At 38.3% G+C, this 11,712-nt stretch carries 12 protein-coding genes; 10 read left to right on the forward strand and 2 right to left on the reverse strand.

Annotated elements, in window-relative coordinates; translation table 11 throughout:
• Nucleotides 1-70 precede the first annotated feature (70 nt).
• A complete protein-coding gene (locus G415_RS0101055) occupies nucleotides 71-1,345 on the reverse strand; it encodes an ABC transporter ATP-binding protein (RefSeq protein ID WP_022669727.1) in 1,275 nt (424 codons plus the stop codon).
• 3 nt (nucleotides 1,346-1,348) lie between these two features.
• The gene (locus G415_RS0101060) at nucleotides 1,349-3,034 is read right to left on the reverse strand and encodes an ABC transporter permease (RefSeq protein ID WP_022669728.1); all 1,686 of its coding nucleotides are present in this window, start codon (nucleotides 3,032-3,034) and stop codon (nucleotides 1,349-1,351) included.
• 225 nt (nucleotides 3,035-3,259) lie between these two features.
• On the opposite strand from G415_RS0101060, the gene ilvB reads away from it, so the two are divergent.
• The 10 genes from ilvB to G415_RS0101110 are packed head-to-tail and all read left to right on the forward strand — an operon-like array spanning nucleotide 3,260 to nucleotide 11,706.
• The gene (ilvB, locus tag G415_RS0101065) at nucleotides 3,260-4,957 is read left to right on the forward strand and encodes a biosynthetic-type acetolactate synthase large subunit (RefSeq protein ID WP_022669729.1); all 1,698 of its coding nucleotides are present in this window, start codon (nucleotides 3,260-3,262) and stop codon (nucleotides 4,955-4,957) included.
• A 15-nt stretch (nucleotides 4,958-4,972) separates the two neighbouring features.
• Nucleotides 4,973-5,455, forward strand: coding sequence for an acetolactate synthase small subunit (gene ilvN / locus G415_RS0101070; protein ID WP_022669730.1), 483 nt, complete (start codon nucleotides 4,973-4,975; stop codon nucleotides 5,453-5,455).
• Nucleotides 5,456-5,469: 14 nt separating this feature from the next.
• Nucleotides 5,470-6,492, forward strand: coding sequence for a ketol-acid reductoisomerase (ilvC, locus tag G415_RS0101075; protein WP_022669731.1), 1,023 nt, complete (start codon nucleotides 5,470-5,472; stop codon nucleotides 6,490-6,492).
• Nucleotides 6,476-7,129: a phosphatidylserine decarboxylase family protein gene (locus tag G415_RS0101080; RefSeq protein ID WP_033378637.1), complete on the forward strand. Its 654-nt coding sequence runs from the start codon at nucleotides 6,476-6,478 to the stop codon at nucleotides 7,127-7,129. Before ilvC ends, G415_RS0101080 begins: the two co-directional genes overlap by 17 nt.
• Complete coding sequence (gene pssA, locus G415_RS09350; protein ID WP_033378638.1) at nucleotides 7,126-7,863, forward strand: CDP-diacylglycerol--serine O-phosphatidyltransferase; 738 nt, start codon at nucleotides 7,126-7,128, stop codon at nucleotides 7,861-7,863. Before G415_RS0101080 ends, pssA begins: the two co-directional genes overlap by 4 nt.
• Nucleotides 7,838-9,355: a 2-isopropylmalate synthase gene (locus G415_RS0101090; RefSeq protein WP_022669732.1), complete on the forward strand. Its 1,518-nt coding sequence runs from the start codon at nucleotides 7,838-7,840 to the stop codon at nucleotides 9,353-9,355. The genes pssA and G415_RS0101090 overlap by 26 nt, the downstream gene beginning before the upstream one ends.
• Nucleotides 9,356-9,357: 2 nt before the next feature.
• Nucleotides 9,358-9,510, forward strand: coding sequence for a hypothetical protein (locus tag G415_RS11145; RefSeq protein ID WP_022669733.1), 153 nt, complete (start codon nucleotides 9,358-9,360; stop codon nucleotides 9,508-9,510).
• Nucleotides 9,507-10,397 (forward strand): DNA integrity scanning protein DisA nucleotide-binding domain protein, encoded by an 891-nt coding sequence (locus tag G415_RS09355; RefSeq protein ID WP_022669734.1) that lies wholly within the window; start codon nucleotides 9,507-9,509, stop codon nucleotides 10,395-10,397. Before G415_RS11145 ends, G415_RS09355 begins: the two co-directional genes overlap by 4 nt.
• Nucleotides 10,398-11,240: a bifunctional methylenetetrahydrofolate dehydrogenase/methenyltetrahydrofolate cyclohydrolase FolD gene (gene folD, locus G415_RS0101105; protein WP_022669735.1), complete on the forward strand. Its 843-nt coding sequence runs from the start codon at nucleotides 10,398-10,400 to the stop codon at nucleotides 11,238-11,240.
• 43 nt (nucleotides 11,241-11,283) lie between these two features.
• A complete protein-coding gene (locus G415_RS0101110; protein ID WP_022669736.1) occupies nucleotides 11,284-11,706 on the forward strand; it encodes a ribosome maturation factor RimP in 423 nt (140 codons plus the stop codon).
• The last annotated feature ends 6 nt before the right edge of the window (nucleotides 11,707-11,712 follow it).

Below are 11,712 nucleotides of genomic sequence, written 5' to 3' on the forward strand. Positions count from 1 at the left end.
GCATGGCAACAGTCGTTTTATATATCACTCTTTGGTTTAAAAGTCAAAAACTTCTCTGAATTAGCTTGATTTATATTTTTATTGGTATATCCGGGTTTATAGAAATTTCATCATCTCGAGAGTCGTAATCCAAAATCTCTGCATACATGCAAAAATTCAGAAGGGGTTTTAAGACAGAATTTGGTTTTTCTTTAGGTAGTTTCTTTCTTAAGAACTTTTTTGCTTCTTTGGAATTTATGCTTCCATTGTTTTCTTTTATGAATTTTACAAATATTTTTACTATGGGAAGTTTTAGTAATTCGGTTCTAAATATCTCTTTTCGTTCGTTTATGTCAGCATCCAAGAATTTTCTTCCTGTATTGGTTAAAACTATGTATCTGAAGGGTGTTTGGACGAATCCCATAAGTTCAGCCGCAGTTGCTATAATCATTGCTACGGTAAATCTTCTGTTTATCCTTTCTGATAATTCGAACATTTCTATTTTTCCATCGTTATCTTCTAATACTTCGAGCAGTCCTATAACTTCTCCTACGGTGGCATTCGGTATAGGTAGAAGTTGCTCATGTATCTTTGTGTAGGGTTCATCGGGTATTATGTTTTTTGTTAAGTAATTTCTTATGGCGTCAACTATCTTCAGAAAGTCGGCACTATTTTGGTCTCTTGGATATGATAGTTTGTTTTTGTATACCAATTGAACCCTACCGGGTCTTGAGGCCATTATTATTATCTCATCGGACATGTATACGGCTTCTGTTATATTGTGAGTTACTATTACAATTCCTTTAAGTGATGTTTTTCTTGAGAGCCATAAGTCCATCAACTCTTCTCTTAGATTCTCAGCTGTCAGAACATCGAGAGCACTAAAAGGTTCATCCATGCACAATATTTCTGGATTTGATACAAGAGCTCTGGCTATACCAACTCTTTGTTTCATACCACCTGACAAGCTTTTTGGATATACATCTTCAAAACCTTCAAGACCTACTATATCAATAACCCTTTTTATCATCTCGTCTTTGTTTCTTATCTCTCTGTTTCTTATGCCTATGGCTATATTGTCCCATACGGTTTTCCATGGAAATAGAGCAAAGTTTTGAAATACCATAGCCATTTTATCATTAACACCACTTTGAACTTTGCCTTTGTAAAAAACTTTCCCTTTTGTTGGTTTTAGAAGTCCTGTGATTATTCTTAATAGAGTTGATTTTCCACATCCAGACGGACCTAATATGGACACTATTTTTCCTTCTTCTATAGATAGACTTATGTTTTCGAGAACGGTTAAAGATTCACTTTTTGATATAGGGAATATCATGTTGATGTTTTCAAGTTTTATTATCTCCATAATCTACTCCAAAGAGAATCGTTTTGCTGCGTATTTTTGAAGCGGTCTCCATACAACCCTGTTAATAAACACTACACTTAGGGACATAACAATTATGCTTATTGCGAGTAGATGTAGTTTTCCCGTATCGGTGAAATTGTTTATTAATGCTCCAATACCTATAGCTTGCAGTATCCTACCTTTTACGCTCATGTATTCAGCCACAATGCTTGCGTTCCATGCCCCACCCGCTGCGGTTATTATGCCAGTGATTAGGTACGGGAACACCACAGGTATATACAAGTTTATCATTTTTCTTAAACCTTTTATGCCAAATAGATTCGATGCCTCTTCTAGTTGCTTTGGAACTACGGAAGCGCCAGCTATAACATTGAACAAGATATACCATTGAGTTCCGAGCATCATGAGCAAGATTGATGAGTAGTTTAGTTGTGGAAACAAGATGACAAACCATGGGTAGATGAGGGGAGCAGGAAATGATGCAAGAATTTGAACTATTGGTTGAACCTTTGACGATATTTTTCTATTTTTGCCTATGAGTATACCAATAGGTAGAGCCCATAGTATAGATAATAAAACACTTACATACACCCGTGTCGCTGTTATACCGTCACACAATATAATCCTTCCTATCTCTTTCAAACTTATGCCGTTTATGAGTTTGTATAGTTCATAAGCCGCAAATGCGGTTAAAAGTAAAATTATAAAATTAAAGACAAAATCTCCCTTAATGTTTCCTGTATGATTTATGGGTTCTGGCGATGTTTTTCTCTTTTTTGTGGAAATAGAGTTTGATAGTTTTTTAAGCAATACTTCCCTAAAAAAGCGTGTTATGTGGGAATTGACAAGTATATCTAAAATTAATGATTTTTTCTCTTCGTCAGTCTCTTCTTTTAGTGAGAATTTGGAAGACCAAGCGATGATTGGTTTCCAGAAAACCATATCTATAAAAACAATCATAATAATCATTGCTAATATTCCATATATCTGACCAGCCACATAACCCTTGTTTATTGCCAGAGCCATGTATGAGCCTATGCCTGGAATGCTGTAGGTTTTGTTTCCCAGTGTGAAGGCTTCACAAACGGTCAGAAAGAACCAGCCTCCAGCCATTGACATCATGCTATTCCAAACAAGTCCTGGCATGGCATAAGGAACTTCCACATTGAAGAAAATACCTAATTTTGACATATTGTAAACTTTTGCTGCTTCTATCAGTTCTTTTGGAACAGATTTTAAAGATTGATAAAAGCTAAAAGTCATATTCCACACCTGACCAGTAAAAATCATTATTATAGATACGAGTTCAAGTCCTATCTCTGTGTGTGGAAATAAAGAGATTAAAGCTAACATCAAACCTGGCAAAAAACCTAAAACGGGTACAGATTGAAGTATGTCTAATGCTGGGATAATTATTTTTTCAAGGTATCTGTTTTTTGCTGCTGCGTAGCCAACGACAAATGTAAAGACCAAAGACAGAAAATAAGCTGCGAATCCACGAGACATAGAGAATAGCGTATATTTTATGAGATTTATTGGCTCTAAAGATATTTTGGCTTGTGGAACAAACGGCTCGGCCCATCTCTCGGCAATAGAGACTATTAGGATAATTACGAGTATTAAACTTCCTATTACGGCCATATCGTAGAATGTTAATTTTCTTGTATCTAAATTTTCACTTTTAAGCATCTCTTAAAAATAATCATTGTTAAATTCTATATCCTTTGAATGATAACATTGATACTTTTTTATTACAAGTTTTTTATGGTTTTTTGATTTCGATATTTAACAAAAAACGACTAAAAACACAGTTTTTCCTTGATTGCTGGGTTTTAAATCTTTATAATAAAACTTCAAAATTTAGGGGGGATTATTACTTTTTCCTTATAACTTTAAGCTTTTTAAGGAGGAGAGATGAAACTTACAGGGGCCCAGATTTTTATAGAAGCTTTAAAAAAAGAAGGTGTAAAGCATCTTTTTGGAATACCTGGTGGTGCTATTATTGACCTTCACGATGAGATTTACAAGCAGAATGATATAAAATTTATTTTGACAAGGCATGAGCAGGCTGCAGTGCATATGGCTGATGGTTATGCAAGAGCAACTGGTAAGCCTGGGGTTGTTTTAGTTACAAGTGGTCCTGGTGCAACGAATACCGTGACAGGTCTTGCAACAGCTTACATGGATTCAATCCCTGTCATTGTTTTTACAGGTCAGGTTCCAACACCATTAATAGGAAACGATGCATTTCAGGAAGCCGATATAGTTGGAATGACACGCTCTTGCACTAAGTATAACTTTCTTGTTAAAAGTGTTGATGAACTTGCATATACAATAAAGAAGGCGTTTTACATAGCTACAACGGGAAGGCCAGGGCCTGTTCTGATAGACTTTCCGAAGGATGTTCAAGTTGCTCAAACAGAATTTAAATATCCAGACAGCATTCACATAAGGGGATACAATCCAACCTATCACGGTAATCCAAAACAGATGAAGAAGGTTGTAAAGGCTATAGCATCTGCTAAGAAGCCGCTTCTATATGTTGGTGGCGGTGCTATAATTTCAGAAGCTCATAACGAGATATATAGACTCGCAAAGAAGCTTCAGATTCCTGTATTTACAACGCTTATGGGTATAGGTGCATATCCAGAAGATGATGAGTTGAGTCTTGGAATGGCTGGAATGCACGGCACATACAGGGCGAATATGGCTATTCAATATTGTGATTTGCTTATATCGATAGGTGCAAGGTTTGACGATAGGGTTACAGGTAAGGTTTCTGAGTTTGCGCCGTATGCGAAAATTGTTCATATAGATATAGACCCAACGAGTATAAGTAAAAATATAAAGGTTGATTATCCACTTGTTGGCGATGCAAAACTTGTGCTTCAGGAAATGTTGCCGATGTTTGATGAATACTCAAGCGTAAATTGGAAAGAGATAAGAAAGCCGTGGCTTGAGCAAATAGAAAAATGGAAAAACGAGCATAGGCTTGCTTACAACACAGAGACAGACGAGATACTGCCTCAATATGTGATAGAAAAGCTGGGTGAATTAACAAAAGATGATGACCCTATAATATCAACGGAAGTTGGCCAGCATCAGATGTGGGTTGCACAGTTTTACACATTTAAAAAGCCAAGAAGATTGTTGACTTCTGGCGGTTTGGGAACAATGGGATATGGTTTTCCGGCAGGTATAGGAGCTCAGTTTGCCGTTGGAGACGACAAGCCTGTTTATGTGATAGCTGGTGATGGAAGTTTTCAGATGAACGAGCAGGAGCTCGCAACAATTGTTGCATACAACAAGCCTGTGAAGGTGATTATTCTAAACAACGGATATCTTGGAATGGTCAGACAGTGGCAGCAGTTGTTTTACGGAAGAAGGTATGCAAATACGAATATCGAAGTTCAGCCTGATTTTGTTAAGCTTGCAGAAAGTTATGGAATCAAAGCAAGAAGGATTAGAAAAAAGGAAGAAGTTGAAGATGCTCTAATTGAAATTAGAAAGCATAAAGGGCCTTATATTTTAGATGTAATTATAGCAAAAGAAGAGAATGTTTATCCTATGGTGCCTGCGGGTGCACCACTTAACAATATGCTGCTTACATAAAGAAAGGGGTGGGTTATGAAAAGAATATTCTCAATTATAGTTGAAAATCAATCAGGCGTTTTATCAAGGGTTGCCAATCTTTTCTCAGCAAGAGGCTATAACATAGAATCCCTAAGTGTTGCGCCAATAAACGAAGAAGGCTTATCAAGAATGACGATAGTTACAGAAGGTGATGAAAGGATTTTGGAGCAGATAGGCAAGCAGTTAAATAAGCTGATAGATGTTATAAAGGTTCACGAGTTTGGTGAAGAGCCGTTTGTTGAGCGTGAGATGGCTTTGATAAAGATGCATACGGATATGAATACGAGGGCTGAGGTATTAAGGATTGTTGATATATTTCGTGGCAAAGTTGTCGATGTATCTCATGACTCATACACGATAGAAGTTACTGGCGATTCTACTAAAATTGACGCTATTTTGAGCTTACTTGAGCCGCTTGGTATAAAAGAGCTTGCAAGAACGGGAAAAGTGGCTATGATTAGAGAAAGAAAAAGATGAAGGGGGAATAGAAGATGGCTCTAAATGTCTATTATGAGAAGGATGCAGATTTATCTTTGATAAAATCAAAGAAAATCGCCGTTATTGGTTATGGTTCTCAGGGTTATGCACACTCAAACAATCTTAAGGATTCCGGGTGCGATGTCGTTGTGGGATTGAGAAAGGGTTCAAAGTCTTGGAAGAAGGCAGAAGATGCAGGGTTAAAGGTTTTAGAGACGGCTGAAGCTGCTGCTTGGGCTGATGTTATAATGATACTTGCACCAGATGAACTGCAGCCTGAAATTTACAAGGAGTCAATAGAACCCAATCTTAAGGAAGGCGATACAATAGCATTCGGTCATGGCTTTAATATACATTTTAAACAGATAGTTCCACCTGAGACTGTCAATGTTATGATGATAGCACCAAAGGGACCAGGACACCTTGTTAGAAGGGAGTATGAGCTTGGAAGAGGAGTTCCCATGCTTATTGCTATCGCCAATGACTATTCGGGCAACACAAAAGAGCTTGCATTGAGCTATGCTGCTGCGATTGGTGGTGCAAGGGCTGGTGTTATAGAGACAACATTTAAAGACGAGACAGAGACGGATCTGTTTGGTGAGCAGACGGTTTTGTGCGGCGGTATCACATCTCTTGTAAAGGCTGGATTTGAGACACTTGTTGAAGCTGGTTATCCAGAAGAGATGGCATACTTTGAGACATTCCACGAGCTTAAACTCATTGTTGATTTGATGTATGAGAGTGGAATTTGGGGCATGAGATACTCCATCTCAAACACTGCAAAATATGGCGATGTAACAAGAGGCCCAAGGGTAATAGATGAATCAGTAAAAGAGAGAATGAAAGAGATTCTAAAAGAGATACAAAGCGGTGAGTTTGCAAGGGAGTGGGTTCTTGAAAACAAAAGCGGCAGAACAGTATTTAACGCTTTAATAAATAAAGACAAAGAACATCAAATAGAGAAAGTTGGAGAGAGACTTAGAAAGATGATGCCGTGGATTCAGGAGAATAAGGCCATTGATGAGTCTAAAAACTAAAGAAGGCGATATAATAGCCAAAGAAGGCTATCCGTTTATAGCAGGCGGGTTAATCTCCGCCGCTTTATTTTATAAGTTGAATTTAAAGACGCTTGCTGCTGCAGGTGGTCTGTTCGGGCTTTATAGTCTATATTTTTTTAGAAATCCAACAAGAAAACCACCTGTTTTAAAAAGGGCTATTGTAAGTCCTGCTGATGGTAAGGTTATCTCAATAGGAGAACACTATGAGCGTTATTTTTTCAAAAGGGAAGTAAAGAGAATAAGCGTTTTTATGTCTCTGTTTGATGTTCATATCAATAGGATGCCCGCAGATGGGAAGATTGTCTCTATTGTGTATAAGCCGGGCGAGTTTTTATCTGCGTTTAAGGAGAAGGCTTCGGATGTAAATGAACAGACGGCTTTGCTTTTGGATTTGGCATGTGGTAAGAGAGTGGTTGTTGTGCAGATTGCAGGCCTTGTAGCAAGAAGGGTGGTTACCTATCCCAAGGAAGGCCAAGAGTTAAAGAAGGGTGAGATTTTTGGTATGATACGGTTTGGCTCTCGTCTTGATGTGTATGTTGAAGATGAGTTTGAAGAGACTGTAAGGGTTAAAGAGAAGGTTAAAGCCGGAGAATCAATACTCGGGATATTTAAATGAAAAGGAATAGAGCCGTATATATACTGCCCAATATGTTTACGACGATAAATTTGGCAGCAGGGTTTTACAGCATTCTACTTGCGTTTTCGTCTAAATTTTTGGCTGCTGCATGGGTTATCCTGCTTGCCGTTGTTTTTGATAACCTTGATGGTAAAGTTGCAAGATTGACACATACAGAGAGTGAATTTGGAGTTGAGTACGATTCGTTAAGCGATTTGGTCAGCTTTGGCGTTGCACCTGCGTTTTTAATGTATTCTTTTGTTTTAAAGGATTTTGGAAGACTTGGCATAATTGCAGCGTTTCTTTTTTTGATATGTGGTGCATTAAGGCTTGCACGCTTCAATGTTCAGACGACCCACAGGGATAATTTTGTAGGATTGCCGATACCTGGAGCTGCTGCTGTTGTTGCGTCGTTTATACTCGTTTTCTTTAAATTTGATATAGATTCGCACAAATACAACTTAATCTTTCTTGTAAGTATGTATCTGCTTGCATTTTTAATGATAAGCTCAATCAAATACAGAAGCTTCAAAAAAGCAAGCACAAGCAAGAAGATTTCAATAAGAGTTTTTGCTTTTATAGTTCTTGTTTTATCGTTGATTGTGTTTAAGCCTTACATATTTGTGCCGCTATTGGCATTTATCTATGTATTATCAGGTCCTTCTGAGTATATATATAGAGTTTTTAAACCAAAAAGGGGGGTGGCTTATGGGCAGGAAAATAATAATATTTGACACAACTTTAAGAGATGGAGAGCAATCGCCTGGTGCAAGCATGAATGTTCATGAGAAGATAGCAGTCGCAAAGCAGCTTGAAAAACTCGGAGTTGATGTAATTGAAGCAGGTTTTGCAGCGGCAAGTCCAGGTGATTTGGAAGCGATAAAGGAAATTTCAAAAAATGTTGAAAAGCCAATAATAGCTTCTTTGGCAAGGGCTGTAAGAAAGGATATAGAAGCAGCGGCAGAAGCTTTAAAAGATGCAAAGAGAAAAAGAATACACACATTTATAGCAACGAGTCCAATCCATGTTGAAAAGAAATTAAGTATGAGTTATGAAGCTGTCAAAGAAGCCGCCGTTGAAGCTGTTAAGTATGCACGAAACTTCTGCGATGATGTTGAGTTCTCAGCTGAAGATGCAACAAGAAGCGATTGGGATTATTTATGCGAGATATTTGAAGAGACGATTAAGGCTGGAGCAACAACCATTAATATACCTGACACTGTGGGATATACAACGCCGCAGGAGTATTATGAGCTTGTTAAATACATATTGAATAAAGTGCCAAATATAGATAAAGTGGTTGTCAGTGTTCACTGTCATGACGATTTAGGTATGGCCGTTGCAAACTCTTTGAGTGCTGTATTGGCTGGTGCTAATCAGGTTGAATGCACGATAAACGGCATAGGTGAAAGGGCAGGTAATGCCGCATTGGAAGAGATAGTTATGGCTTTAAAGGTTAGAGCTGATTTTTATAAAGACTGTTATACAGATGTGAACACAAAGGAGATTTATGCAACAAGCAGGCTTGTTAGCAGGCTTACAGGTATAAAGGTTCCAAGAAACAAGGCAATTGTTGGACTAAACGCATTTGCTCATGAAGCTGGCATACACCAAGATGGAGTAATAAAAGAGAAAAGCACTTACGAGATTATGAAGCCAGAAGATGTTGGCATAGAAATGAGTAAACTTGTTCTCGGTAAGCACTCAGGCAGACATGGTCTCGAGGAGAGACTTAAAGAACTTGGTTATACTCTTACAAAGGAGCAGTTGGAGATAATTTTTGAAGAGTTTAAGAAACTTGCAGACAAGAAGAAAGAGATTTATGATGAGGATTTAAGGGCATTAATTGAAGAGAAGTTCAAACTCACACCACAGGTTTATGAGCTTGTATCCTTGCAGGTTGTGGCGGGTAGTGCAGCAAGCCCAACAGCAACAATCAAGCTTGTTAAGAATGGTGAAGAGTTTGAAGATGCGGCTATGGGCGATGGTCCTGTTGATGCAACATTCAAAGCCCTTGAGAGAATCACATATGTTAAAGGCAAGCTAAAGAGCTATGATATACAAGCCTTAACCGAAGGTAAAGATGCAATTGGTGAAGTTGTAGTCAAGGTGTTCTTCCCGGATATAAACGACACTATCACAGGCAGAGGAACATCAACAGACATCATTGAAGCATCTGCCAAGGCTTATTTGGATGCTATAAATAAAGCGTTAATGAAGATGTAGAGATGGAAGATAAAAGAATTAGCTGTGCTGTTTGTGCGTGGCGTGCAACATGCAAAAAGAGATATATGCATGGTGATAGTTTTGCACTCCATTGCCCTGACTTTACATTTGATTTGAGTTTGAAGAAAAAGGAGAGTAAAGAGAAAAAAAGATGATAACACTTCAGGCGAGCAAGATAATTCTATCCAAGGCACTTGAGATAGCAAAAGAGTCAGAAAACGCCACGGTGATGGCTTATTATAGCGATATATCGTCGTATTTGAAGGAAGAAGATGGACTGTTTTCTGATAACGGTGTGAAGAAAATAATTGTAATGAAGGAAGATGAGTTTGAAGAGAATGAAGAAGAGATAGAGTCCTTAAAATCAATTGGAGAGATAGTTAAGGTTCCTTCAATCAAGTTTGATAGGATTAACAAGATAAAGGTTGCTTTAATGATTTGCACATCGTCTGGGATTCTTTCAAAAGACGATGATGTTATAGCTTTGAGCGGCTCTATGAATCAGGTTGATACGCTTCTGTTTATCGATATATCGAAGGAGAAAGAGCTTTTAAGCTTTAAGGGTGATATAGACCTTGAAAAGTCGGTTAAGCCAGAAGTGTTTGAGAAGGTTTTAAGGATTGCACTTGAACTTGCCAATCAGGGAAGGGAAGGCAAAAGCGTAGGTGCTATCTTTGTGTTGGGCGATAAGGAGAAGGTGCTTGAGAATATCAAGCAGATGATATTTAACCCATTCAAAGGCTATGCACCAGATGAGAGAAATATTCTAAAATCAAACCTTGACGATACGTTGAAGGAGTATAGTTTACTTGATGGTGCTATTGTGATAGACTGCAATGGTGTCATAGAGACAGCAGGAGCATATATCTCTGTCTCTGCTGCCGTTGAAGATTTACCTAAAGGGCTTGGTGCTCGTCATATAGCAGCAGCATCGATAACGGCAGTGACAAACGCCATAAGTATTGTAGTTTCAGAATCGACGGGAGATGTTACGATTTTCAAGAATGGCTCGATTATTACAAGGATTGAGAAGGTGAGCTAAATGGTTATATTAGACGGCAAGGCGTTATCTGTTAAAATAAAGTCTCAGATAAAAGAAGAAGTAAGGGTTCTAAAGGAGAAGGGCATAACGCCCGGTCTTGCTTTTATTCTTGTGGGTGATAATCCAGCAAGTCAGGTTTATGTTAATATGAAAACCAAAGCCTGTGAGGAGGTGGGAATATACTCCATAAACCACAGAATGCCCAAAGAGACAACAGAGAAGGAACTTATCGAAGTAATCAAAATGTTAAACGACAACCCGATGGTGCACGGCATCTTGGTGCAACTGCCACTGCCTAAGCATATATCCGAAGAGAGAATTATTGAAGCCATTGATTACAAAAAGGATGTTGACGGATTTCATCCTTACAATATGGGCAGATTGGCAAGGGGCAACCCTTTGTTCAGCTCCTGCACGCCGTTTGGCATAATGAAGCTGTTTGAAGAGTATGCTATAGATGTTAAAGGGAAAGATGTTGTTATGGTAGGAGCTGGGAACATAACGGGTAAGCCCATGTCTTTAATGCTTTTAAATGCAGGTGCGACTGTTCAGGTCTGTCACATTTACACTCAAGATTTGAAAGAGAAGACAAAAAGAGCGGATATTCTGATTTCGGCAGTTGGCAAACCAAAGCTTATTACAGAAGATATGGTAAAAGAAGGAGCGATAGTAGTTGATGTTGGCATAAGCAGGGTTGATAATAAGGTTGTAGGAGATGTGGATTTTGAGAATGTCTCAAAAAAGGTTTCATACATTACGCCTGTTCCCGGCGGTGTTGGTCCTATGACCATTGCCATGCTGCTTTACAATACCCTGCTTTCTGTAAAGATTAGAGAAGTCTGAAAGATTAGAATTTTAACTTTTTGATGATAGAAGGGTTGATGCGATGTTGAGCGAAGAAGTGAAGAAGGATATTTTTGTGATTGTTGAATCTCTGGGTTTTAGTGTTTATGATATTGAGTGCACGACAAAAAAGATAACCGTTTATATAGACAAGCCTGGCGGTGTTACAATAAACGATTGTGAGCTTGCAAGCAGAAATATATCTGCTCTGCTTGATGTTAAAGACCCGTTTGTTAACAGCTATGTGCTCGAAGTCTCGAGTCCGGGTATAAACAGAAAGTTAAAAACAGTTGAGCATTTTAAAGCCGCCTTAGGTAAGAAGTGTCTGATTCATACGCACTTTCCTGTAAATAATTCGAACAGCTTTAGCGGCATTCTGCAAAGTGTTGAAGAAGATGGTGTTGTTATAGGTAATACAAAGATAGAGTTTGATAATATTAAGAAGGCGAGAATAGATGAGATTTAAAGGGGG

Source organism: Hippea alviniae EP5-r (assembly GCF_000420385.1).
In the GTDB taxonomy this organism is placed as follows: domain Bacteria; phylum Campylobacterota_A; class Desulfurellia; order Desulfurellales; family Hippeaceae; genus Hippea; species Hippea alviniae.